Genomic DNA, 22,475 nt, shown 5'->3' with positions numbered 1-22,475 from the left:
CATAAAATCTACTTAGATTCAAGATGTAGGGTTACTTTTCTTTCCTTGGGACAATACTTTAAAACCTCAATCTTGTCTGGATGAGTTTTTGAATTTTTACTGGTTAGGTAATTGATACTGCCACAAGAGGAGCATTTGAGATTAATTTTTACTCGCACTAGATTTCCTTTACTTTTAATAATGTTCGAAATTGAAGAAGGTTAAAGAGACAACTAAAGGCAACACAAAGGCTTGTCGCATAAAAGACTGCATGGTAGCCAAATTTTCCTGCTACTGCAGAACCTGCCATAGGACCAACGACACCTCCCAGATAAAAGAATACCTGATTGAAGGCAAAGACCCTCGAAATACCAGCTTTGGGCGTCATCTTGCTGAGAAGGGCATTAACTCCGGGAATCAAAGCACCGGTTCCCAAGCCAAAGAGGAAACGATAGAGTCCTAGTTGAAAGGGGCTAGAGGCATTGGCACAGAGGAGATAGATGATAACTGAATAAAACTGGGCTACAATCAAGAGGCGATGGTTGCCAACCTTGTCACCTAGCTTTCCCATAACTCCTGCACTCATCATACTGGAAAAGCCCATACTGGATACAATCAAACCAGAGACAAAAAGAAGATTCTCTGTCTGGCCTAAGTCGCGCACATACAGAGCTAAGATAGGGCCGATTGATTGGGCTGAAAATTGGATGACAAAACTGGTCAGAAAGAGGTTGATCAAAAGATAGGGATATTTAACTGATGTAAATAATTCCTTTGTTGGGATGGACTTTTCCTTGGCTACTGGTTGAAAATCTTCCTTGATAAAGAAAATAGTCAAAACAGCAGCTAAAAATAGAAAACTACCAACCAGTAAGAAAACAGTACGAATACCAAATAATTCTGCGATAAAGCCGCCAATAAAAGGACCAGTTAGAGTACCTGCAACTACGACTGTAGACAAAGTACCTAAGGCAGAGCCTGATTTCTCCTTGGAAACCTGACTGGCTATCAAGGCCGTTGCATTAGGAACAAAACCCGCAAATACACCATTTAGTAAACGAAGAAAGATTAACCAATAAATATTTGGCACAAAGGCCAAGCCTCCCATAGTGATAGTCATGGCCAGACCAGCACGAATCATCATGGGTTTTCGACCATATTTATCAGCAAGAATCCCCCAGATAGGAGAAAAGAGCGCCGCCGAAATAGCAGAGACAGAAATAGCTAATCCTGCATAAAAAGCGACTTGCTCACTCCCTACACCTAGATTTTCCACGAAGATGGGCATAAAAGGCACAACCAAAGAAATACTGGCTCCAGTCAGAAAATTACCAAACCAGGCAATGCGCAGATTATCCTTCCAGTTAATCTCTGTCATCTTGCCTACCTCCCTCAAGCAGGGAGAACACCTGAGTAAGAAGCTGATCCTGATTGCCATTGTTGTTTAAAACATGGCTAGCCAAACCTTTCTTTTTTTCTAAAGACCACTGGGCTGCCAGACGAAACTCAGCTTCATCTTTGGACAAGTGGTCCCTTTTCATTAAGCGTTCTACTTGGACATCTCGATCCACATAGACCAACCACGTCTCATCAAACCAAGCGCTGTAGTCCTGCTCAAAAAGTAGGGGAATATCCATGAAGAAAATCTCTTCTGTCTGAGCCAACTGGTCTCTCAACGTAGCTAGTTCCTCACGGATAATCTTTCCTTGGATTTGCTTAGACCATTCTCGTTCTTCAGGATTTGAAAAGATAAGACTAGCTAGGAGAGGGCGATTAAGTTCTCCGTTTTCAAGGATGATTTCTTGCCCGAAGTGCTGGACTAGAGCCTCAAACAGACGACCACCAGGTTTCTGTAGTTGGTGAACAAGAGCGTCGGCATCCACTACTTGAAAGCCTTGCTTTCTTAGAAAATTTGTCACGGTTGACTTACCGGAGGCAATTCCCCCAGTGATTCCAATGATTTTTCCCATCAGCCCCTCCTTTGGCACTGAGGACAAAAATGGGTGCCTCGTCCACCTAGTTGGATTTTCTCAATGATGATGCCACAACGTGAACATTCTTGACCAGCCTTGTCATAGACTTGATGAAAATCCTGCATGGTTCCATCTTCCCCAAAGGCATTGGTATAAGTCCGAATGGTGGAACCACCTTTTTCAACAGCCTGTCCCAAAACAGCGATGGTCTGGTCATGAATGGCAGTCGCTTCTTCTGCTGTCAAAGTCTGGGAAGGTCTAGCTGGATGAACCTGAGCTCGCCAGAGAACCTCATCCACATAGATATTGCCAAGTCCAGCTACCAAAGTCTGGTCTAAAAGATGGGATTTGATAGGCTTTTTAGATTTAGCTAGAGCTACTTGAAAGACCTGCACATCAAAGTCTTGTTCGCTTGGTTCAGGACCTAGTTTTTTAGAAATAAAGTAGGCGTCTAAAAGGTCAGGAGCCAAGAGTTCCATAGTACCAAACTTGCGAACATCCTCATAAACAAGCGTGCCACCATCTTCAAACTGAAAGAAAACATGGGCATGTTTGCGTTCAAGCACTTGGTTCGGATAGTAAAAATACTTGCCCTCCATCCGCAAATGGGAAATCAAGACCTTGTCTGTCAGGTAAAAAAGCAAATATTTTCCACGGCGCCCCATTAACTCAACAACTTGGCCAGGCACTTCCTTTTGAAACTCGTCCAAATCTGTCTTAATCATCTTGGGATAGCGAATTTCTACACTCGAAATCTTCTTTCCCAAAATCAATTTTTCTAATCCACGACGAACGGTTTCAACCTCAGGTAATTCAGGCATAACTCCTCCTTCTCTAAAAACAAGAAGCAGGCTAGTGCCCACCTCTTCTTAATATTCTTTTTCGTTATAGCCAAAGTCAGCCAAATCTAGCTTTTTATCACGCCAGTTTTTCTTGACCTTGACCCAGGTTTCTAGGAAGACCTTGTCTCCTAGCATGAGTTCAATATCACGACGAGCCATGCTACCGATTTTCTTAAGCATAGCGCCACCTTTACCTATGATAATCCCTTTCTGACTATCGCGCTCGACCATGATAGTTGCACGGATGTGAACCTTGTCTGTCTCTTCATCTCGCTTCATCGAATCAACCACTACAGCAACTGAGTGAGGAATCTCTTCACGAGTTAGGTGCAAGACTTTCTCGCGAATCATTTCTGAAACCAAGAAACGTTCTGGATGGTCTGTGATTTGGTCAGCTGGAAAATATTGGAAACCTTCGTCCAGATTTTCACTCAAAATATCCACTAGACGAGAGACGTTATTCCCTTGAAGAGCTGAGATTGGAACGATTTCCTTAAAATCCATTTGGTTACGGAAATCATCAATCTGAGACAAAAGCTGGTCTGGATGAACCTTATCGATCTTGTTCACAACCAAAATCACAGGAACCTTGGCAGCCTTGAGGCGTTCGATAATCATATCGTCCCCTTTGCCACGCGCTTCATCAGCTGGAACCATAAATAGAACTGTATCCACTTCACGGAGAGTGCTGTAGGCGGATTCAACCATGAAATCTCCGAGGGCTGTCTTGGGCTTGTGAATTCCTGGTGTATCGATAAAGACGATTTGCTCCTTATCAGTCGTGTAAATTCCCATGATTTTGTTGCGCGTCGTCTGCGCCTTGTCACTCATGATGGCAATCTTTTGCCCCATAACGTGATTTAAAAAAGTTGACTTCCCAACATTGGGACGTCCTAAAATGGCTACAAAGCCTGATTTAAATGTCATAATTTCCTCTTACTGTTTAAAATAATAAATCCCAGATTCGTGGGAGAAAAATCAATGCGCCTGTTAAGGCTGCGAAAAGAGAGACCACTAATACCGCGCCAGCCGCCATATCCTTGGCATTTTTAGCCAGCATGGAAAAGTGATAGTGACTGGCCAAATCCACCACATTTTCAATAGCAGAATTGATAATTTCAAAAGCTACTACCAAGAAAATGCTCAATAGGAGAAAGAGCCATTCGATTCGTGACACCTGAAAAACTAAACCTGCAAGAATGACTACAAGAGCCGTCACTGCATGTTTTCGCATATTGCGTTCTTCCTTGATTGCAGTCAAAATTCCTGTGAGAGCAAATTCTAAACTAGATATCAGGTCACGATTTTTCCATTTTCGTTTATTGTCTTGTGAGTCCATAGGCTGTCAAAATTTCTTCTTGTAAACCGAACATCTCCGCTTCTTCTTCCGGAGTGTAGTGATCATAGCCATTGATATGTAAAAAGCCGTGTACTGCCAAGAAGCCCATCTCACGCTCAAAGCTGTGACCGTATTCCTCGGCCTGCTCATGAGCCTTATCGATAGAGATGAAAAGTTCCCCAATATAGGCATCAAACTCAGACATCATCTCTGCCAATTCAGGATTTTCAAGCAAATCCTCTTCGTCAAAGGCAATTTCCAACTCTGGTTTATATTCAAGACTGATAACATCTGTCGGGCGGTCCGTGTCACGGTACTCCAGATTGAGTTCATGACTACGCTCATTGGTCACAAAAGTGACTGCCATCTCCTTGTCTTCTTTGCCTAATTTTTGGGCTGCAAATTCCAAAATTTCTTGGGTTTGTTGCAACATTTCTTTTGAAACTTGACCAGTTTCATCTACCATTTCAATATACATGTGCTTCTCGTTTCTCTTTACTTGGCTTTATTATACCACATTTCCATGATTTTATTCTACCTTTTTGATATAATACTATGGAATACAATCACAAGGAGAGAACGATGTCATTTGACGGATTTTTTTTACACCACATGGTTGAGGAATTGCGAAGAGAGTTAGTGAATGGTCGCATCCAGAAAATCAATCAACCTTTTGAACAAGAGTTGGTCTTGCAAATCCGCAGCAATCGCCAAAGTCATCGCCTGCTCCTTTCTGCCCATCCAGTTTTTGGACGCATTCAGCTGACCCAAACAACTTTTGAAAATCCAGCCCAACCTTCTACCTTTATCATGGTTTTAAGAAAATATTTGCAGGGTGCCCTAATTGAATCGATCGAGCAGATTGAAAATGACCGTATTGTGGAAATTACAGTTTCCAATAAAAACGAGATTGGGGACCATATTCAGGCTACCTTGATTATCGAAATCATGGGGAAACACAGTAATATTCTACTGGTTGATAAGAGCAGTCATAAAATTCTCGAAGTCATTAAACACGTCGGCTTTTCACAAAATAGCTACCGCACTTTGCTTCCTGGATCGAGTTATATCGCTCCGCCAAGTACGGAATCTCTCAATCCTTTTACGATCAAGGACGAGAAACTCTTTGAAATCCTGCAAACACAGGAAACGACAGCTAAAAATCTTCAAAGCCTCTTTCAAGGTCTGGGACGCGATACGGCAAATGAATTGGAAAGGATACTGGTTAGTGAAAAACTTTCCACTTTCCGAAACTTTTTCAATCAAGAAACCAAGCCATGCTTGACTGAGACTTCCTTCAGTCCAGTTCCTTTTGCAAATCAGATGGGAGAGCCTTTTGCCAGTCTTTCTGATTTGTTGGACACCTACTATAAGGATAAGGCTGAGCGCGACCGCGTCAAACAGCAAGCCAGTGAACTCATTCGTCGTGTTGAAAATGAACTTCAGAAAAACCGCCACAAACTCAAAAAACAGGAAAAAGAATTACTGGCGACAGACAATGCTGAAGAATTTCGCCAAAAAGGGGAATTGCTAACAACCTTCCTCCATCAAGTGCCTAACGACCAAGACCAGGTTATCCTAGACAACTACTATACCAACCTACCTATCACCATTGCGCTTGATAAGGCCTTGACTCCCAACCAGAATGCCCAACGCTATTTTAAACGGTATCAGAAACTCAAAGAAGCTGTCAAATACTTAACTGATCTGATTGAAGAAACCAAGGCAACCATTCTCTATCTAGAAAGTGTGGAAACTGTCCTCAACCAAGCTGGACTGGAAGAAATCGCTGAAATCCGTGAAGAATTGATCCAAACAGGCTTTATCCGCAGAAGACAACGGGAGAAAATCCAGAAACGCAAAAAACCAGAACAATATCTAGCAAGCGATGGCAAAACCATCATCTATGTCGGCCGCAATAACCTGCAAAATGAAGAGCTAACCTTTAAAATGGCCCGCAAGGAGGAACTTTGGTTCCATGCCAAGGACATTCCTGGAAGCCATGTTGTCATCTCAGGAAATCTTGACCCATCTGATGAAGTCAAAACAGACGCAGCAGAGCTAGCCGCCTACTTCTCTCAAGGTCGCCTGTCAAATCTGGTCCAGGTAGATATGATTGAAGTCAAGAAACTCAACAAACCAACTGGTGGAAAACCCGGCTTTGTCACCTACACAGGACAAAAGACCCTCCGTGTCACACCAGACCCAGAAAAAATCGCATCCATGAAAAAATCCTGATTTTACTTGAAATCAGGATTTTTATAGTAGATTGCAATAAGATATAAACAAATCAATTAGGAAAGTCAAATTAATTTCTAGAAATATTTTAGCAGTCACAGCGTACTATTCTAGATTCAATCAACTATAACTTACTTCCTTGACAACTTTGTTCATCAAGAACAGATTGATTGCAGTTTATCTCATAGACTCTTTTACTTCCTTGCGTAGATTTTCTAGACTGCTGATGCCATATTTATCCATAACCTTTGGTAGATTTTCGATGATATCAGGACAGGCATATGGATTGGTAAAATTGGCTGTTCCAACTCCGATAGCAGAGGCACCAGCCAGATACATTTCTAGGGCAGCTTCAGCCGAATCCACTCCCCCCATTCCAATGATAGGCAGGTCTGTTGTTTGGGCAACTTGGCGGATGAGTTTGAGGGCTACTGGAAAGACTGCTGGACCTGACATTCCACCCGTTCCATTTGCCAAGATTGGTTTGCGAGTTTTGAGGTCAAAGCGCATACCGACTAAAGTATTGATCATGGTTAAGCCACTTGCTCCTGCATCCTCTGCTGCCTTTGCGACAGTAACGATATCCGTCACACTAGGGGTCAGTTTGACATAAACTGGCACATCTGAGGCTTCGACAGCTGCTTTCACCACATCATAGGCTAAATCTGGATCTTGACCAATCAAGAGTCCATGATTACAGTGATCTACATTGGGGCAAGAAATATTGAGCTCAATAGCCTTTACATTGGCTGCCTTAGAAATACCATGAGAAACAGCTGCATACTCTTGTTTTGAAAAACCAGCCACATTGGCAATAATAGGAAGATTTGGATATTCTCTTTCCAGCCACGGTAGCTTTTCAGCCAAAACAACCTCTAAACCAGGATTTTGCAAGCCGATTGCATTGAGCATGCCAGCAGGTGTCTCAGCAACTCTGGGAGTTGGATTGCCAAAGCGTGGTTCAAGGGTTGTCGCCTTGATCATAATAGAACCTAAAAGGTCTAAATCATAGTACTTGGCATACTCTTGTCCAAAACCAAAACAGCCTGATGCTGGAATAATCGGATTTTTCAAATCCAAGCCTGGTAGAGAAACTTGTAAACGATTTGTAGTCATGATTTTCTCCTTACAATACAACTGTTCCTGTGCGGAAAACAGGGCCATCTTCACAGACGCGTTGACTAACCGTCTCGCTTTCTGGCACTTTTAGGACGCAGGCATAGCAAGCCCCCATACCACAAGCCATACGAGATTCCAAAGATAGATAGGCTCTTGGGTGGTCATAAAAGGTTTGATTGATATACTTCATCATTCCAGGCGCCCCACATGAGTAAACAGCATCAAATTGATTGTCTAAATCCTTAATGACAACGGAAACATTTCCCTTGATACCATAAGAACCATCATCTGTCGTTACAAAGACTTGACCATATTGAGCTAATTCTTTTTCAAGGATAACAGCATCCTTATTAGCAAAACCGAGAACTATCACTACTTTCACACCACGCGCATGCAATTCCTTGGCAACCTCAAGCAAGGGCGGAACACCAATCCCCCCACCAACAAGGAGTACCTGGCTCTGCTCATCAAGGTCAGACAAGTCAAAACCATTTCCCTGAGGACCCATCACATCAAGAGTATCTCCCTGACTTAAGGTTGAGAAAATAGCTGTCCCAGCTCCTTCAATCCGATAAATGAGATGACACTGCTTCTTAACCTTATCAATAGATGAAATCGAAATAGGACGGCGCAAAAGATGGGCATCATCAGGCACACGCAGATGAAGAAATTGGCCTGCTCGCATGGCTTCAACCATTTCCCCTTCTAGGACTAATTCAAAGATTGCTGGTGCGATTTCCTCCTGTGCAACCACCTTCATGGTTTCCAATCGAATTGCACCCAAACGTTTCTTACATGTGGGATTCATGACTTTTCCTCCTTAAATTTTAAGGGGACCAGACAAAGAAAAGACCTTGCTAGTGCAAGGCCTCAGTTAAAATCGTACAACACAAGAGAGCACACTCAAAAAGTCCCCTCTAGAAAATTGTACTATTCTTTTATCTGACACCTTGTGAGTCTCTCTGGACTCCCCTTAAAGGTTAAATTTTTATTAGTATACTCTTTCATCTAAAAAAAGTCAAGTAGAAAACGAACATTCTACTTGACTTCACGAGATTATTTTTCACGAATGACTTCGACCTTGTAGCCATCAGGGTCTTTGACAAAGTAATAGTTTGGTGCAGTTCCTGGTAGGCCATTTGGCTCAGTCACTTCATATCCTTTTGCACTGTGCTCTTGATGAAGTGCCTCAAGATCAGGTGTACTGAGGGCGATATGGGCAAACCCATCTCCAACCACATAAGGACCATGATCGTAGTTATAAGTCAACTCCAACTCATAGTCGTCACCCTCAAGTCCTAGATAGACAATCGTGAAGGCATGGTCTGGAAAATCTCTGCGACGCAATTCTTTAAAACCAAAAGCATCTTGATAAAATGCGATTGATTTTTCAAGATTTTCTACTCGCAAGCAAGTGTGTAGCATTTTTGAAGCCATATTTTTCTCCTTTATTTTTAAAAAGACTGGGACAATCCTGTTCCAGTCTTATCTGTTATTATTTACCAAGTTTTGCTTTAGCTGCATCTGCAAGAGCTGTGAAAGCTGCTGCATCGTTAACAGCCAAGTCAGCAAGCATTTTACGGTTAACTTCGATCTCAGCCAATTTCAAACCATGCATCAATTGTGAGTATGAAAGTCCGTTCATACGAGCTGCCGCGTTGATACGAGTGATCCACAATTTGCGGAAGTCACGTTTTTTCTGACGACGGTCACGGTATGCATAGTAGTAAGAGTTCATTACTTGTTCTTTTGCAGTACGGAACAAGATGTGTTTAGCTCCATAGTAACCTTTTGCTAATTTAAGAATACGTTTACGACGTTTGCGTGATACAACGCCACCTTTAACACGTGCCATGTTTTATTTCCTCCAAATATTTCCTAGAATTGTTTACTTACAGTCAAGCTATTATTTCAAGCGAGTAAGCATTGCTTTGATACGTTTGTAGTCTCCTGAATGCACCATAGATGCTTTACGAAGATGACGACGTTGTTTCTTAGTTTTTCCGTGGAAACGGTGAGAAGTGTAAGCACGGAAACGTTTAAGTCCACCAGAACCTGTACGTTTGAAACGTTTAGCTGATGCGCGGTGTGTTTTTTGTTTTGGCATGATTTTTTCTCCTTTATTTAACTTTCTGACAATTATTTTTTGTCAGTCGCTGGCGCCAATTGCATGAACATTTGACGTCCATCCATTTTAGCACGTTGTTCGATGATGGCAATATCTTGAGTTGCTTCAGCAAACTCGGCTAAAACTTTTGCACCAATCTCTTTATGGGTAATCATACGACCCTTAAAGCGAATAGATACCTTAACTTTATTTCCTTTTTCAAGGAATTTGCGTGCATTGCGAAGTTTTGTATCAAAGTCACCCTTGTCAATAGTTGGACTTAGACGAACTTCTTTCACAGTAACAACACTTTGTTTTTTACGTTGTTCTTTTTGCTTCTTCTGGTACTCAAATTTGAACTTACCGTAGTCCATAATTTTTGCAACAGGCGGTTTGGCTTGGGGTTGAATCAATACTAGGTCAACATTAGCGTTATCAGCCAAAGCTTGCGCTTCACTGAGTGGCTTGATGCCTAGCTGTTCTCCTTCAAGACCAATCAAGCGAACTTCACGTACACGAATCTCATCATTGATGAATAAGTCTTGCTTTGCTATGGTTTTCACCTCTTTTGTTTTATTAGAGAAAAACAATAGCGGACTCGTAAATATACAAGCCCGCACGTTATGATAGCGTTTCTTAGAAACTTTTCATCCGTAGGGCCAGGCAACTTAATGTCACAAGGCGAGAAGCTCTCACTTCTGCTTTTCTCAACTTTTATATGATACCAAGTTTTCTAGCCCTTGTCAAGATAAAAAGTTATTTTTTTGAAAAGTTTGTGTTTGTATTTTGTCTTGGTTTCCGCATCAAAAAGAGAGAACCAAGGTGATTCCCTCTCTATGTTAGTTTTTTCTTATTTTCTGTATAGGAAAGCTAGAATCTATTAAAAACTTCCTTTTTCCGTGAACTTCCCCATCTTTCGATAAATAGAATCCCCACTAACAAAAGGATAATCAGGCAAGGAAGTAAGACTATCCCCATGCTCCAATTTAGATTGACATTATCAATTTGCTTAGGTAATCTTCCAGACAAAATCTCCACTGAACGCAAGTAAGTAAAGGGAATCAGATGTGCAATCTTTTGAAGAGGCTGAATTTTTTGAATACCAAACAATAAGCCAACAATCCCAATGAGTGAAAGAAAGAGGACAGGCATTTTTTGCTTGAAAAAGTAAGTAATCAAGTACACTACTTCCACAATGACGATAAAGGCTAAGAAAGCTAAGAGCAAGCTAGGAAATAACACATCTTGTATCTTTCCAATAGTTACCTCTTGATTCACTAAGCTATAAATCGGGTAGGGATAATCTAACTGTCCAAAACCACTTATCAGACTTCCCACTAGAAAAGAAAATCCGCTGATTCCGATAAACAGCACACTTACATAGCCCACTCCAACTCCAAGGGAGGACATGGCAAATGCCACTTTTGAAAAAGGATATAACTGAGCTGTGTCCAGATGATTTTGATATCTTTCTGCAAATAGTTGCGTTAGCATAAAAATAATAGCAACCACAAACAAGCTTGGGATGATAGCCTCTAAAATCCAGATAATCTGATCAATCCCGTGGGTCGGAAACTCCAAAGTATGTGCTTTTATGTTCAAGGGATACAGGGCTTGGTAAATCTTTCTTTGGCGGTCAACCGCCATTTTAAAGTCAGAGCTAACAGTCGGGTTATTTGATATCCTTTCATAATTCTTCTCTTCATCTTGCCACTGCAAATAGTAGGCTTCTTTCCATCGCCCTTCTTTTAATAAAGTCAGAATTTCTGTCTTTTGAGTCGAATGATTTTTTTGCGATTCTAAATTAATTTTAGCAATCTGGTATTCCTCCGAGTTGGTATCAGATATTTGGGAGAGTTCCTCTTCATATTCATTGATGACTCTCTCATTTTTTACAAGATAGGTTTCCAACTCGCTCTCCAAGCTGACGGAGTTTGCAGTCTGACTATTAAAATAAAAGGTAACACCGAGTCCAGATACAAATAAAGCTAAGATAATCCAGTTTAAGCGACTTTTGAAAACTTTTTTTAATAAAAATAGACTAACATCTTTCATAAACTAAACCTCTTCTATCTGCCCCTGATGAATGGTTACTACTCTATCGCAGACATCAAGCAACTCTTCCTTATAGTGGGAACTTAAAAGAACCAGCTGTTCTTGTCTATCAATTTGTGCCAGCCTATCAAAAAACTTCTGTCGATAATACTCATCTAAGCCATTTGTAATCTCATCCATAAGCCAGCATTTCGCCTGACTGAGGAAATACATGGCAATCACCAAACGTTGCTTCATGCCTAAGGAATACTTGCGAATGGGAAGTCTGATATAGTCAGACATTTCCCAGTAATCAATTTCATCCCCCAAGTTCAGCCCTGACTTCCAGATGTTTTTGATAAGGCGAAGATAGTCCATTCCACTTAAGTTTCCATCCAGCCATTCAATACTCTCATAATAAAATAAAGAAGGAGGGGCTGCAATATTTCCACTACTTATAGGAATTAAATTGCTAATGGCACGGAACAGTGTCGTCTTTCCAGAGCCATTGATAGCAAGAATACCATAAATCCTACCCTTTTCAAATGTAAAATCAACATCTTGTAAAATGACTTGTCGCGTTTTTAAGGTCACATGAGTAAGCTGCAACATATCTAGCCCTCCTTTTTGGATTAATAGCCTCCGCTGTAGTAGTTTAGTACCTCATAACGATCGTAATTCCAGCCAGAACCAACTTTATACTCAGAATAGCTATCATAACGAGACTGTGATAGTTCGTACTATACTTTCCAATCATACCGATAAGTTTTAAGGACGCTCACAGCAGATACACTGGACTAAAAAAGACCAATAGATCATAAACTAACTAATTAAACGGTTTTTGCTAATTTTTAATGGTTTTATATCATTAAAATTGAATACGCTTTCATTATATCGTTTTTATCATTATTATGCAACAGATTTTTAGTTTATTTTACTAATATATAATATTTGTCCTTCCTATCGAACACTTTCGATTTTCCAACTATTCCACCCCTTAAAGCGTATAGCCCCTTGCTGGTCAGTTCGGTAAACTTTGCTATTGATCGTTTCCAGTCGGGTCAGGGTTTCCTGATGGGGGAGTTTTGTTCGATTGTTCTTTCCAACTGAGATGAGAGTGATCTCTGGTTTGAGCTGTTCTAGAAAAGCTGAACTTGATGATTTTTTAGAGCCATGTTGGCTAGCTTTCAAAACATCCACCTCTAAGTCAGGATATTGCTTCAGCAAGTCCTTCTCTCCTTTCTCCTCCAAATTTCCTGTGAAAAGAAAATTTTTATCCAAGAGTTTTCCATACAAAACCAGGGAATCTTCATGATCTCCATCTCCAATTTTCCTTGGATATAGGACTTCTAACTGACTTCCAAAAATTGGCAAGTTCTCTCCCGCTGACATACTACGAACCTTGGTTTGAGTCGCCTGTAGTTCTGCCACAAATTGCTTCTGCTTCAGACTGCCTTTTGATACTAAGATCTCCCCTACATGGAAAGCCTTGGTCACCTCCAACAAATCACCAACATGCTCCTTGTCCGTATTGGTCAAAATTAGCTGGTCAATCTTGGCTACTCCTCGACTTTTGAGATAGGGAATCAAGGTTCGTTGAGCATTGCTGGTCGTCGTCTTTTCTTGCCATTTTTCGATTTTCTTATCAGATTCTGCCTTGCCACCTACATCTATGAGAATGGTTTTACCAGTTACATCCCGTAGGAAAATACTTTCTCCTTGCCCAACATCCAGCATGGTAATTTCATTTTCCAGTGGATGCTTGGTCAAGAAAAAGAGACCCGTAATCAATAAGCTAAAGCCAGCTACTCTTTTGATATTTTTCCTCAAATCATAGATCAAAGCCAAGGAAATTAACAATAAGATTAAAAGCCATGCATTGGGTTGTCCAAAGACAAGCGGTCTGCTTGCCAGCTGCGATACCAAGCGAATAGTCCCCTCCAACCACTCAAAGATAAAGTTCAGCTGAATGACTGGATAGAGAAATGAAAAGGCAAATAAAATAGACAGGAGCGGTAAGAAGACTAAGTCAAATAGAAAGGAAAAGACAAAGGTCAAAAGGATAGACCAAGGCTGAAATTCTGCAAAATAGAAGGACAGAATGGGCAATATGCCCAAGGATATGACTAGACTTTCTCTAGCAACAGCCTTGAGCCCCTCCTCTTCTTTGCTGGTCATGGTCAAGATAAAAGCATAAGCGCAGGACAAGACTCCTCCTGCTGTCAAGAAAAAGTTAGGCATGATAATAAAGAGGACAAGAACCGTCAAGGCAAAATTATCCAAGCCCTTAACACCATGTTGAGCCAGTAATTTTTGCAAGAGACTGCGAATGACCGAAGCTGAAAATCCTGTCATACCAGCATAGAGAAGGGAAAAGGGATAGGTCAGCCATTTCAACTTTTCTTGGGTCAAGCCTGATCGCAAGAATAGTTTCTTAAATCCATCCATGAAAAAACCTACCTGCATGCCCGACAAGGCAAAGAGGTGGATAATTCCTAGACTAGAATAAAGTTCATTCATCTCCTCAAAGTCAGTGTCCAGATGCCCTAGCAAAAGCCCTGTCATGTAATTGCGCATAGGGTCTGGAAAATGTGTCTTAATCCAAACTACAGCCTTTCGACGTAAGCTGGACAGGTTTTCACCTATATCCCAACTGCTAACCTTTTGAAGTGACTGGATTTTTTTGATATTGAGAGTCTGGTAAATTCCCTGAGTCTTCAGATAGGCTTGGTAGTCAAAGCCACCAAAATTTCTCTGCCCCTCTGGTTCTGAAAGTTTTCCTTCTAGTCCTATCTCATGAAGGTCGGTTAAAGCTTGAAAGGTTTCTTTCTCCTCCTCGGACTGGAATTTATAATAGACTTGAAAAATGCGTCCATCAGCCTTGCCACGAAAGGATAGACTGTCACCATTGACCTTAATAGTGTCGGGCAAAATCCGTACCCTTTCAACAGAATCCGCTAGGTTTTGACTAGCTTGACTCTGTTGCCAATTTTGAAACAGAAACCAGAAGCCAAAGATTCCGCAAATTATTAGAACTTTACTAGCAGATTTCCAAGCAAATTGGAAAAAAAGACAGATTAGCAGAAAAACGAAACCCAACAAAGCAAGATAGGATGCTGAGAAAATAGCGTAGTAAAGCCAGAGCAATAGAAAACTCAGGTAAATTAGGGGAATAGGGAGGTTCTTAATCCACTGTAACATAGTCTTTTAGCTTTTCTATCGTTTTAGCACCAATGCCAGAGACCTTCTTAAGTTCATCAACCGACTTGAATTTGCCATTCGTCTCACGATGATCGATAATGTCCTGAGCTCGTTTGCCACCTAATCCTTTGACCTGTTTAAGCTCTTCCAGACTGGCCTTGTTGAGATTGACCTTCTTTTCCTTGCTTGTTGAAGAAGCTGTCCCCGAAGTAGTCTGTTGACTAGCCACTTCTTCCCCCTTAGTGGGAACATAAACCAGAGCTTCATCACTAACTTTCTGAGCTAGATTAAGCGATTTGCTGTCTGCTTGATCTGTCAAGCCACCAGCCTTCTGAACAGCATCATTGACCCGACTACCCACCGGCAAATCATAAATTCCAGGTGCTTTAACAGCACCTTTGACATCTACTGTGATTAGATCTTGTTCAACCGGTTCTTCCTTTTCTTCCTTCTTTACTTCCTTTTCGGATACCGAATCCTTGGAAACAGCTACAACTTCAGCCTGCAAATTCGTTTCTTTGACAGGTATGTGTGAAGCTGGCTTTAGCAGGAAAAATCCTCCTACAAGCAAGCCCAGACCAGTACAGATGACAATGATTTTATACTCTTTGATTTTCTCGATAATTACTTCCATATTTTCTCCTCTCTTAGATTATTCGTAAGAGGAAGAAAAAACAGTTGAAAATTTCTTCTCAACTGCTTATTTATTTGCAAAATAGTCTTCCTTGGTCAATACATAATGAACTCTTGTAACGATTCTTCCTTTTTCATGCTGGTCCATACAAGCATATGGGTCTACGTGGGAAAAACGCATGCCTGATTTCTCCATGACCTTTCCTGACGCGGGATTAGACTTATCGTGTAAAGCAACCAACTTATTCATCCCTATCTTCTCAAAAGCTAGCTCAATCACAGCACGATTGGCTTCTGTCGTTAATCCTTGATTCCAATACTTTTTATTGATAATGTAGCCAATAGCTGCCTTCTTAAGAACAGGATCAATCTTGTGCAAGTCAATGGTTCCAATAAACTGACCATTTCTTTTTAGTTCTATTCCCCAGCGTCCCAAAGGATTGGCCAAGTAGAACTGAGCAATGTTATTATTGGTTTCTTCCAAGCTTTGATTGGTTAGAAAAGTGTAACGCGTATTTTCTCTGTCCGAGGCATAGTCAAACATTGCTTCCGAATCATCCAAGGTTACAGGTCTAAGCAATAAACGCTCTGTTTCCACTATCGGATACTGAGCTAGTTTTAAAAAGATTGATTCCATACTTCTCCTCCATTTAAAAATATTTTCTACCAGTCTAGCATAAAAAATAAATTACAACAAATTTTTCTTGCTTTTTAAAGCGGTTTCATATAGAATAAAATCATCACCTTATTTTTATAGATAATGTGATAGATCATTTACAACCCGTCAATAGAAAGGGAGTTTTTCTCTATGTTAATCGGAATTCCAAAAGAAATTAAGAATAATGAAAACCGTGTTGCTCTAACACCTGCTGGTGTCCACAGCTTAGTCGGCCGTGGTCATCGCGTCCTTATCGAAACAAATGCTGGTCTTGGTTCTGGCTTTACTGATGCTGACTATCAAAAGCAAGGAGCTGAAATTGTCGCTACTGCTGGTGAAGCCTGGGCTGCAGAGTTGGTCGTGAAAGTAAAAGAACCATTAATTTCTGAATATGGTTACTTACGTGACGACCTGCTTCTCTTCACCTACTTGCACATGGCCGCTGCGCCTGAATTAGCAGATGCTATGTTGGAAGCAAAAACAACTGGGATTGCCTATGAAACTGTCCGTGATTACCAAGGTCAATTACCACTCCTCGTACCTATGAGTGAGGTTGCAGGCCGTATGGCAGTCCAAATCGGTGCTCATTTCCTAACTAAGCAAGCAGGAGGTTCTGGTGTCTTACTGGGTGGTGTGCCGGGTGTACCTAAAGGGAAAGTAACCATCATCGGTGGCGGTGTCGTAGGGACCCATGCTGCCCGCATCGCTTTAGGATTGGGAGCGCAAGTGACCATCCTTGATATCAGTGCTAAACGTCTCTCCGTTTTAGAGGAGGTCTTTGGTCACCAAATTCAAACTCTCATGTCCAATTCATTTAACATCGAAGCCAGTGTGAGAGATGCGGATGTGGTGATCGGAGCGGTTCTCATCCCAGGTGCCAAGGCACCAAAACTGGTCACAGATAAGATGGTCAAGCAAATGCGTCCAGGATCCGTCATCGTTGACGTTGCTGTTGACCAAGGTGGTGTTATCGAGACAGCTGACCGTGTGACAACGCACGATGAGCCTGTCTATGAAAAACACGGTGTGCTCCACTATGCCGTTGCCAATATCCCTGGTGCGGTTGCTCGTACTTCAACCATTGCCCTAACCAATGTCACTCTTCCTTATATTGAAGCTTTGGCTGGTAAAGGTTTTGTACAAGCAATCTCTGAAGATGAGGGCTTGCGCCAAGGTGTTACTACTTATCAAGGTTACTTAACCAGTCTTCCAGTAGCCCAAGGTCTCGATAAAAAACATACTCCAATTGATGAACTAATCTAAAAAATCTAATTATCAGATAAAAGAAAGAGCAATTCCACCTGAACTGCTCTTTTTTGCTATTCTGTTTCTTCTTGGACTTCTTCACTCTCTGCTTTTTTAACTGGTACTGGTTCATAGGCTCGGATAATCTGAGCGACAACTGGATGGCGAACCACATCCTTAGCTGAAAAATGAACAAAGTCAATCTGGTGAATGTTCTTGAGTTTTTCTTTGGCATCAATCAAACCGGACTTGACGTTACGCGGAAGGTCAATCTGACTAATATCTCCATTGACAATCATCTTAGAATTAAAGCCTAAACGAGTCAAAAACATCTTCATCTGCATGATGGTCGTATTTTGCGCCTCATCGAGAATGACAAAAGCATCATCCAAGGTCCGGCCACGCATATAGGCAAGGGGCGCAATTTCGATAATTTCACGCTCCATGAGACGAGTCGTCTGGTCTTTTCCCAGAATCTGATACAAGGCATCATAAACAGGTCGAAGGTAAGGGTCCACCTTCTCCTTGAGATCACCCGGAAGAAAACCTAGACTCTCTCCTGCTTCCACCGCTGGACGTGTCAAGATAATTCTTTTGACTTGACCACGTTTAAGTGCAGTTACTGCCAAGGTCACTGCAAGGAAGGTCTTCCCTGTTCCTGCAGGTCCGATTCCAAAGGTCACATCATGCTGTTTGACACTGTCAACATAAAGTTTTTGACCCAGGGTTTTGACACGGATCGGCTTCCCTGTATTGTCCTTGATAATTTCTTCTTCGTAAAGAGCAACAAACTTGTCGATTTCATCGTTTTTGACCATGCTAATCGCAGTCACCACATCTGGTGTACCAACGGTCATCCCACGATTGACCAAGACCATGAGGGCTTGAATAACCTGACGGGCTTCCTCACAAGCAGACTCTTCTCCCAAAACCTGGACAATCTCCGTACGAGCATGAATCACAACATCAAGCTCTTCTTCCATCAAACGAAGATGGCGTTCATTGGAACCAAAAAGATGAAACAGGTCATCTGGATGACTCAGTTGAATGTCTATTGAATGTTCCTTCAAATAAAGAACCTCTCTAATTCTTTTATTTCTTTTTATTATAGCAAAGGGGCGGAGAAATTACTAGCCCAACCCCAGTGAATCATGCTAGTGCTCTAAGTATTCTTGCCAGATAGCGTCAAAGTCACCTAGGTTAAAAGAGAAACTGGCATGCTCCTCCAAAAAGCGACTGACCTCATCAAAATCGTCTGTGTGTTTTGGAAAAGCTGATTCTTCAAAGGCTAGGTCTGCCAAGATAGCTTTAGGACTATTACTTTTAGGATTGCGCTCGGTCATGAGCCAAGTGTAAAATGATTTTCTCATATGCCACCCTAAATCAACTCTGTCCCAAACTGGTCTTGCTTGATTTTACCAGCTTTCATAAGACCACCTAAAGCTTTCTTGAACTGACCTTTAGAAATGCCAAAGGTTGCTTTGATGTCCTCTGGAGATGACTTATCATTCAAGGTCATGAAACCGCCATTGCTTTCCAAGTAGGTCAAAATCATCTGGGCATCATTTTCCAACATCTCAAAGGAGCGAGGTTTGAGAGAGAGGTTCAGAGTGCGATCAACCTCGCGGAATCCAATGACACGCGCATCTAAGACTTGACCCAAACGTGGCTCTGCATAGCGCTCGCTAGGATGGATAAAGCCAAGCATGTTATTTTCTGGCAGGTAAACAAAAGTTCCTGACAGCTTGAGACGATATACAATGGCTGGCCAGTTTTGGTTCTGCATGTTGTTGTAGGCAGGACGAGCCAGACGTTGGAAGTCTTCTTGATAAGCCAAGAGACCCCAGATACGGCCTTTCTTGTCTACTTCAAGACGGATGTAGAGTTGATCGCCCTTCTTAGGCCAGAGTTCCTTGAGCTCAGGAAGGATATCAAGTGACACTACGATTTCCTTGTCAGGTAGGCCTGTATCCACAAAGACACCCAAGTCCTTACGAACTTCTGTGACACGGCCCCAACCAAATTGATCCTGAGTGGCAGTCACTTCTAGAGTTGTCAAGCGGAGCTTTTGCTTCATATCTGTATAGGCAAAACCTTTAACCGTATCCCCTACTGTATGTTGGCCTTCTTCCTTAGCGAGAGCATAGGTCTGACCATCCTTTTGCACAAAGTAAAAACGGTCATTTTCATCGATGATGAATCCAACGATAAAACTTGCAAGATTTGTATTCATATTTCCTTCTTTCGAATAAAACTCAGCCAGCAATGCCAACTGAGTTTTTCTGTTTATTTTTAGACTTCCAAGAGTTCTTTTTCTTTGTTGGCAGTCATGTCGTCGATGTGTTTAACAGCATCGTCTGTTACTTTTTGAATATCTTTTTCAAGAGTCTTCAATTCGTCTTCAGTGATTTCTTTTGCTTTTTCTTGTTTCTTAGCTTCGTCCATAGCATCACGACGAATATTGCGGACAGCCACTTTAGCATTCTCACCGACCTTCTTCACTTCTTTAGCAAGGTCACGACGAGTTTCTTCTGTAAGAGCAGGGATAACCAAGCGAATCACAGAACCATCATTAGCTGGTGTAATACCAAGATCAGAAGCGTTCAAGGCACGTTCGATATCTTTCAATGAAGATTTGTCAAATGGTGTTACCAACAAAACACGCGCTTCTGGAATCGTAATTGAAGCGATTTGGTTAAGAGGAGTTTCTACTCCATAGTATTCTACATGTACACGGTCCAGCAAGCTTGCATTGGCACGACCGGCACGGATACCACCAAATTCACGAGCAAGTGATTGGTGAGACTGGGTCATTCTCTCTTTAGCTTTTTCAATAATTGCGTTAGCCATAATCATTCTTATTCCTTTTCTTCGATATTGTTTGAAACTGTCGTTCCGATATTTTCACCAAATACGACACGTTTGATGTTGCCTGGTTGGTTCATATTGAAGACAACCAAGTCAATGTCGTTGTCCATTGAGAGGGTTGAAGCTGTTGAATCCATGATACGAAGACCTTTATTGATAACGTCACGGTGAGTCAATTCTTCAAACTTAACGGCTGTCTTGTCTTTCTTAGGATCGGCATTGTAAACACCGTCGACGCCATTTTTAGCCATAAGGATGGCATCTGCTTCGATTTCAGCTGCACGAAGAGCCGCTGTTGTATCTGTTGAGAAGTAAGGTGAACCAATTCCGGCACCAAAGATAACGATACGACCTTTTTCAAGGTGACGAAGGGCACGTCCACGTACGTAAGGCTCTGCAACTTGTTGCATTGCAATGGCTGTTTGCACACGCGTATCGACACCAACTTGTTGCAATGAATCTGCCATCACAAGAGCATTCATAACAGTCCCAAGCATTCCTGTGTAATCTGCCTGAACGCGGTCCATACCTGCTTCTGCAGCAGGTTCTCCACGCCAGAGATTTCCTCCACCGATAACAAGGGCAATTTCGATACCTAAGCTATGAACTTCTTGAATCTCTTTTGCGATTGTTTGAACTGTTTGGATATCAATCCCTACGCCACGTTCGCCGGCAAGGGCTTCACCTGATAACTTGATTAAAATACGTTTATACTTGGGATTCGCCATTTTCACTCTCCTTTTTTTATCCTACCTATTTTATCACAATTTCTAAGATTTTTATAGTACCATGAGCAATTCTTTCAAAAAAATTAGACCGTTAAAAATTCCTCTAAATCGTTAAGGGCACGCTCTGCAATTTTTTCATAACGAGCCTTCTTATCACGGATACGCTCGCCTTCCAACTCTTTGATAATCCCAAAATTGACATTCATTGGTTGAAAATGTTTGCTGTCCGCATGGGTGATGTAATGAGCCAAGCTTCCAATAGCTGTCGTCTCTGGGAAAATAACCTCGCTTTCTCCCTTGAAGAGACGAGCTGCGTTAATCCCCGCAACTAAGCCTGAAGCTGCTGACTCAACATAGCCTTCCACACCCGTCATTTGACCAGCAAAGAAGAGGTTTGGCTGTTTCTTAGAACGATAGGTCTGCTCCAGAAGATTTGGTGAATCCATGTAAGAATTGCGGTGCATGACACCATAGCGAACAAACTCAGCATTTTCAAGACCTGGAATCATTTGAAAGACACGCTTTTGTTCTCCCCATTTGAGATGGGTCTGGAAACCGACAATATTATAGAGACTACCAGCCGCATTGTCCTGACGAAGTTGGACAACCGCGTACGGTGTTTTAAACTCTCCATCACGAGGTCCTGTATAGTCGTCTGGATACTCCAAACCGACTGGCTTCATAGGACCATAAAGCATAGTTTTAATACCACGTTTGGCCATGACTTCGATAGGCATACATCCTTCAAAGTACTTTTCTTTTTCAAAAGAATTCAGCGGCGCTTCTTCCGCATTGACCAAGGCTTCATGGAAATCCATAAACTCTTGCTTGGTCATAGGGGCATTGAGGTAGGCCGCCTCTCCCTTGTCATAACGAGACTTGAGATAAACCTTGCTCATATCAATGGTGTTGACATCGATAATAGGCGCTGCCGCATCGTAGAAATAGAAACCATCGCCGTCATTAAGGGCATGAATCTTCTCAGCTAGGGCATCGCTAGTCAAAGGACCAGTAGCGACAACTGTAATAACATCAGTTGGTAATTCTGTAATTTCATCACGCACCACTTCAATCAAGGGGTGGTTGGCAACTTTTTGGGTCACCATTTGGGAGAAACCATCACGGTCCACCGCAAGGGCTCCTCCAGCGGGAACACGAGTAGCTTCAGCAGACTCTAAGATGACAGAACCCAAGCGACGCATTTCTTCCTTGAGAAGCCCGACAGCATTTGTCAAAGCATCTCCACGTAGAGAATTGGAACAAACTAACTCTGCAAAATTGTCTGTTTTGTGCTGAGGTGTTGACTTGACACCACGCATTTCATAGAGTTTAACTGGAATACCACGTTCTGCAATTTGGTAGGCTGCTTCAGAACCTGCCAAACCAGCACCGATAACATTGATATAAGATTGAGACACGACACTAATACCTCTTTGGGAGTGTGAAGTCAAGATTCACATTGAAAAAGCCAACCGAACTTACTCACTTTCGAATTTCTTGGCTCAGGCTGA

The 22,475-nt window shown here is 41.9% G+C and carries 26 protein-coding genes and 1 other annotated feature; of the genes, 2 read left to right on the top strand and 24 right to left on the bottom strand.

Annotation, left to right across the window (positions count from 1 at the left end):
- Positions 1–8: 8 nt before the first annotated feature.
- Genes rpmG through ybeY form a run of 7 tightly spaced genes read right to left on the bottom strand, consistent with a single transcriptional unit; the run spans position 9 to position 4,611 of the window.
- A complete protein-coding gene (gene rpmG, locus ACORHU_RS03700; RefSeq protein WP_001809104.1) occupies positions 9–158 on the bottom strand; it encodes a 50S ribosomal protein L33 in 150 nt (49 codons plus the stop codon).
- Complete coding sequence (locus tag ACORHU_RS03695; RefSeq protein WP_434364874.1) at positions 158–1,357, bottom strand: multidrug efflux MFS transporter; 1,200 nt, start codon at positions 1,355–1,357, stop codon at positions 158–160. The genes rpmG and ACORHU_RS03695 overlap by 1 nt, the downstream gene beginning before the upstream one ends.
- Entirely contained in the window at positions 1,344–1,949 is a 606-nt protein-coding gene (gene coaE, locus ACORHU_RS03690; protein ID WP_434364872.1) for a dephospho-CoA kinase, read from the bottom strand. Before coaE ends, ACORHU_RS03695 begins: the two co-directional genes overlap by 14 nt.
- The gene (gene mutM / locus ACORHU_RS03685; protein ID WP_434364870.1) at positions 1,949–2,773 is read right to left on the bottom strand and encodes a DNA-formamidopyrimidine glycosylase; all 825 of its coding nucleotides are present in this window, start codon (positions 2,771–2,773) and stop codon (positions 1,949–1,951) included. Before mutM ends, coaE begins: the two co-directional genes overlap by 1 nt.
- 48 nt (positions 2,774–2,821) lie before the next feature.
- Complete coding sequence (gene era / locus ACORHU_RS03680; RefSeq protein ID WP_000143256.1) at positions 2,822–3,721, bottom strand: GTPase Era; 900 nt, start codon at positions 3,719–3,721, stop codon at positions 2,822–2,824.
- 16 nt (positions 3,722–3,737) lie between these two features.
- Positions 3,738–4,133, bottom strand: coding sequence for a diacylglycerol kinase family protein (locus ACORHU_RS03675; protein ID WP_153195647.1), 396 nt, complete (start codon positions 4,131–4,133; stop codon positions 3,738–3,740).
- On the bottom strand, positions 4,114–4,611 hold the full coding sequence (gene ybeY / locus ACORHU_RS03670) for an rRNA maturation RNase YbeY (protein ID WP_000275156.1): 498 nt from the start codon (positions 4,609–4,611) through the stop codon (positions 4,114–4,116). Before ybeY ends, ACORHU_RS03675 begins: the two co-directional genes overlap by 20 nt.
- Positions 4,612–4,715: 104 nt before the next feature.
- On the opposite strand from ybeY, the gene pavA reads away from it, so the two are divergent.
- Positions 4,716–6,371 (top strand): Rqc2 family fibronectin-binding protein PavA, encoded by a 1,656-nt coding sequence (pavA, locus tag ACORHU_RS03665; RefSeq protein WP_173278256.1) that lies wholly within the window; start codon positions 4,716–4,718, stop codon positions 6,369–6,371.
- Positions 6,372–6,548: 177 nt separating this feature from the next.
- On the opposite strand, the gene ACORHU_RS03660 is transcribed toward pavA, so the two are convergent.
- From ACORHU_RS03660 to ACORHU_RS03610, 11 genes are all read right to left on the bottom strand, one after another.
- On the bottom strand, positions 6,549–7,535 hold the full coding sequence (locus ACORHU_RS03660) for a dihydroorotate dehydrogenase (protein WP_162174290.1): 987 nt from the start codon (positions 7,533–7,535) through the stop codon (positions 6,549–6,551).
- Complete coding sequence (locus ACORHU_RS03655; protein ID WP_434364860.1) at positions 7,498–8,298, bottom strand: dihydroorotate dehydrogenase electron transfer subunit; 801 nt, start codon at positions 8,296–8,298, stop codon at positions 7,498–7,500. The genes ACORHU_RS03660 and ACORHU_RS03655 overlap by 38 nt, the downstream gene beginning before the upstream one ends.
- Before the next feature lie 248 nt (positions 8,299–8,546).
- A complete protein-coding gene (gene gloA / locus ACORHU_RS03650) occupies positions 8,547–8,927 on the bottom strand; it encodes a lactoylglutathione lyase (RefSeq protein WP_000157153.1) in 381 nt (126 codons plus the stop codon).
- 58 nt (positions 8,928–8,985) lie between these two features.
- Positions 8,986–9,345, bottom strand: coding sequence for a 50S ribosomal protein L20 (rplT, locus tag ACORHU_RS03645; RefSeq protein WP_000124834.1), 360 nt, complete (start codon positions 9,343–9,345; stop codon positions 8,986–8,988).
- Between the two features lie 51 nt (positions 9,346–9,396).
- Positions 9,397–9,597 carry a 50S ribosomal protein L35 gene (gene rpmI / locus ACORHU_RS03640; protein ID WP_001125943.1) on the bottom strand — a complete coding sequence of 67 codons (201 nt, stop codon included), beginning with the start codon at positions 9,595–9,597 and terminating at the stop codon, positions 9,397–9,399.
- Between the two features lie 32 nt (positions 9,598–9,629).
- Complete coding sequence (gene infC / locus ACORHU_RS03635; protein ID WP_000848180.1) at positions 9,630–10,160, bottom strand: translation initiation factor IF-3; 531 nt, start codon at positions 10,158–10,160, stop codon at positions 9,630–9,632.
- Positions 10,161–10,175: 15 nt separating this feature from the next.
- Positions 10,176–10,307: a sequence feature (ribosomal protein L20 leader region), on the bottom strand.
- 160 nt (positions 10,308–10,467) lie between these two features.
- Positions 10,468–11,652, bottom strand: coding sequence for a hypothetical protein (locus tag ACORHU_RS03630; protein ID WP_434364851.1), 1,185 nt, complete (start codon positions 11,650–11,652; stop codon positions 10,468–10,470).
- 3 nt (positions 11,653–11,655) lie between these two features.
- Positions 11,656–12,243: an ATP-binding cassette domain-containing protein gene (locus ACORHU_RS03625; protein WP_125451248.1), complete on the bottom strand. Its 588-nt coding sequence runs from the start codon at positions 12,241–12,243 to the stop codon at positions 11,656–11,658.
- A gap of 348 nt (positions 12,244–12,591) precedes the next feature.
- Entirely contained in the window at positions 12,592–14,832 is a 2,241-nt protein-coding gene (locus ACORHU_RS03620; RefSeq protein WP_434364849.1) for a DNA internalization-related competence protein ComEC/Rec2, read from the bottom strand.
- Positions 14,816–15,466, bottom strand: coding sequence for a helix-hairpin-helix domain-containing protein (locus tag ACORHU_RS03615; RefSeq protein WP_371509562.1), 651 nt, complete (start codon positions 15,464–15,466; stop codon positions 14,816–14,818). The genes ACORHU_RS03620 and ACORHU_RS03615 overlap by 17 nt, the downstream gene beginning before the upstream one ends.
- A gap of 66 nt (positions 15,467–15,532) precedes the next feature.
- The gene (locus ACORHU_RS03610) at positions 15,533–16,102 is read right to left on the bottom strand and encodes a GNAT family N-acetyltransferase (RefSeq protein WP_434364847.1); all 570 of its coding nucleotides are present in this window, start codon (positions 16,100–16,102) and stop codon (positions 15,533–15,535) included.
- Between the two features lie 171 nt (positions 16,103–16,273).
- Here ACORHU_RS03610 and ald point away from each other — a divergent pair, with 171 nt between their 5' ends.
- A complete protein-coding gene (ald, locus tag ACORHU_RS03605) occupies positions 16,274–17,386 on the top strand; it encodes an alanine dehydrogenase (RefSeq protein ID WP_000904690.1) in 1,113 nt (370 codons plus the stop codon).
- Between the two features lie 56 nt (positions 17,387–17,442).
- Here the strand turns inward: ald and ACORHU_RS03600 are convergent, their stop codons facing one another.
- From ACORHU_RS03600 to trmFO, 6 genes are all read right to left on the bottom strand, one after another.
- Complete coding sequence (locus ACORHU_RS03600) at positions 17,443–18,438, bottom strand: PhoH family protein (protein WP_000658186.1); 996 nt, start codon at positions 18,436–18,438, stop codon at positions 17,443–17,445.
- Positions 18,439–18,522: 84 nt separating this feature from the next.
- Positions 18,523–18,738 (bottom strand): YozE family protein, encoded by a 216-nt coding sequence (locus ACORHU_RS03595; protein WP_001232084.1) that lies wholly within the window; start codon positions 18,736–18,738, stop codon positions 18,523–18,525.
- Positions 18,739–18,746: 8 nt separating this feature from the next.
- Positions 18,747–19,601 (bottom strand): RNA-binding virulence regulatory protein CvfB, encoded by an 855-nt coding sequence (cvfB, locus tag ACORHU_RS03590; RefSeq protein WP_414338222.1) that lies wholly within the window; start codon positions 19,599–19,601, stop codon positions 18,747–18,749.
- 59 nt (positions 19,602–19,660) lie between these two features.
- On the bottom strand, positions 19,661–20,218 hold the full coding sequence (gene frr, locus ACORHU_RS03585) for a ribosome recycling factor (protein WP_001262225.1): 558 nt from the start codon (positions 20,216–20,218) through the stop codon (positions 19,661–19,663).
- Between the two features lie 8 nt (positions 20,219–20,226).
- Positions 20,227–20,964: a UMP kinase gene (gene pyrH, locus ACORHU_RS03580; RefSeq protein ID WP_000002996.1), complete on the bottom strand. Its 738-nt coding sequence runs from the start codon at positions 20,962–20,964 to the stop codon at positions 20,227–20,229.
- Between the two features lie 83 nt (positions 20,965–21,047).
- Positions 21,048–22,382, bottom strand: a complete 1,335-nt coding sequence (gene trmFO, locus ACORHU_RS03575) for a methylenetetrahydrofolate--tRNA-(uracil(54)-C(5))-methyltransferase (FADH(2)-oxidizing) TrmFO (RefSeq protein ID WP_061087817.1) — start codon at positions 22,380–22,382, stop codon at positions 21,048–21,050.
- Positions 22,383–22,475: the final 93 nt, after the last annotated feature.

This window comes from Streptococcus sp. KHUD_015, assembly GCF_051106265.1.
In the GTDB taxonomy this organism is placed as follows: domain Bacteria; phylum Bacillota; class Bacilli; order Lactobacillales; family Streptococcaceae; genus Streptococcus.
Note: the sequence above shows the minus strand (reverse complement) of the source record. Positions and strands in the feature narration are given on the sequence as shown.

Excerpts from the sequence above, each read along its gene's own strand:
- frr (WP_001262225.1), bottom strand. The coding sequence starts at position 20,218 with ATGGCTAACGCAATTATTGAAAAAGCTAAAGAGAGAATGACCCAGTCT.
- ACORHU_RS03595 (WP_001232084.1), bottom strand. The coding sequence starts at position 18,738 with ATGAGAAAATCATTTTACACTTGGCTCATGACCGAGCGCAATCCTAAA.
- ACORHU_RS03660 (WP_162174290.1), bottom strand. The coding sequence starts at position 7,535 with ATGGCCCTGTTTTCCGCACAGGAACAGTTGTATTGTAAGGAGAAAATC.
- ybeY (WP_000275156.1), bottom strand. The coding sequence starts at position 4,611 with ATGTATATTGAAATGGTAGATGAAACTGGTCAAGTTTCAAAAGAAATG.
- mutM (WP_434364870.1), bottom strand. The coding sequence starts at position 2,773 with ATGCCTGAATTACCTGAGGTTGAAACCGTTCGTCGTGGATTAGAAAAA.
- gloA (WP_000157153.1), bottom strand. The coding sequence starts at position 8,927 with ATGGCTTCAAAAATGCTACACACTTGCTTGCGAGTAGAAAATCTTGAA.
- rpmI (WP_001125943.1), bottom strand. The coding sequence starts at position 9,597 with ATGCCAAAACAAAAAACACACCGCGCATCAGCTAAACGTTTCAAACGT.
- pavA (WP_173278256.1), top strand. The coding sequence starts at position 4,716 with ATGTCATTTGACGGATTTTTTTTACACCACATGGTTGAGGAATTGCGA.
- ACORHU_RS03630 (WP_434364851.1), bottom strand. The coding sequence starts at position 11,652 with ATGAAAGATGTTAGTCTATTTTTATTAAAAAAAGTTTTCAAAAGTCGC.
- ACORHU_RS03695 (WP_434364874.1), bottom strand. The coding sequence starts at position 1,357 with ATGACAGAGATTAACTGGAAGGATAATCTGCGCATTGCCTGGTTTGGT.
- ald (WP_000904690.1), top strand. The coding sequence starts at position 16,274 with ATGTTAATCGGAATTCCAAAAGAAATTAAGAATAATGAAAACCGTGTT.
- coaE (WP_434364872.1), bottom strand. The coding sequence starts at position 1,949 with ATGGGAAAAATCATTGGAATCACTGGGGGAATTGCCTCCGGTAAGTCA.
- ACORHU_RS03620 (WP_434364849.1), bottom strand. The coding sequence starts at position 14,832 with ATGTTACAGTGGATTAAGAACCTCCCTATTCCCCTAATTTACCTGAGT.
- ACORHU_RS03610 (WP_434364847.1), bottom strand. The coding sequence starts at position 16,102 with ATGGAATCAATCTTTTTAAAACTAGCTCAGTATCCGATAGTGGAAACA.
- ACORHU_RS03675 (WP_153195647.1), bottom strand. The coding sequence starts at position 4,133 with ATGGACTCACAAGACAATAAACGAAAATGGAAAAATCGTGACCTGATA.
- ACORHU_RS03625 (WP_125451248.1), bottom strand. The coding sequence starts at position 12,243 with ATGTTGCAGCTTACTCATGTGACCTTAAAAACGCGACAAGTCATTTTA.
- era (WP_000143256.1), bottom strand. The coding sequence starts at position 3,721 with ATGACATTTAAATCAGGCTTTGTAGCCATTTTAGGACGTCCCAATGTT.
- ACORHU_RS03655 (WP_434364860.1), bottom strand. The coding sequence starts at position 8,298 with ATGAATCCCACATGTAAGAAACGTTTGGGTGCAATTCGATTGGAAACC.
- rplT (WP_000124834.1), bottom strand. The coding sequence starts at position 9,345 with ATGGCACGTGTTAAAGGTGGCGTTGTATCACGCAAACGTCGTAAACGT.
- cvfB (WP_414338222.1), bottom strand. The coding sequence starts at position 19,601 with ATGAATACAAATCTTGCAAGTTTTATCGTTGGATTCATCATCGATGAA.
- pyrH (WP_000002996.1), bottom strand. The coding sequence starts at position 20,964 with ATGGCGAATCCCAAGTATAAACGTATTTTAATCAAGTTATCAGGTGAA.
- ACORHU_RS03615 (WP_371509562.1), bottom strand. The coding sequence starts at position 15,466 with ATGGAAGTAATTATCGAGAAAATCAAAGAGTATAAAATCATTGTCATC.